Genomic DNA, 350 nt, shown 5'->3' on the forward strand with positions numbered 1-350 from the left:
GATGGAGATGCTAATCGATCTTGCTCTGTCTCTTCACCGCAACACACTGTAAAAAGATCCTCTTCAGATAAACATGATATTTCAGATTCAATTTTCATTAGCTCTAAAAAATCTTGTTTAACTAGCCAACGTTTCAGATAATCAAGTTTAATACCAAGCGGTTCAAATCGATTTATCATTCCATTGTCGTACCAAATTTCCTTTGCTGCTTTCTGAATGTGTATAAAGCAATCTCCAATTCTCTGCATTAAGATTTCATCAAGCTCCCAACTTGCTAGAATTAAAGCTTCTGGACAGTCATCAGGACTTGAACGATCTGGAAGCTCAGCAACATCTTGAATAATAGTTTC

The 350-nt window shown here is 36.3% G+C and carries 1 protein-coding gene; it reads right to left on the reverse strand.

What is annotated here, in order from left to right; genetic code table 11:
* On the reverse strand, window positions 1–350 hold a 350-nt coding region (locus ADA42_RS18545; RefSeq protein ID WP_053086574.1), incomplete at both ends, for a hypothetical protein.

The organism is Acinetobacter sp. 243_ASPC (assembly GCF_001054715.1).
Classification (GTDB): domain Bacteria; phylum Pseudomonadota; class Gammaproteobacteria; order Pseudomonadales; family Moraxellaceae; genus Acinetobacter; species Acinetobacter soli.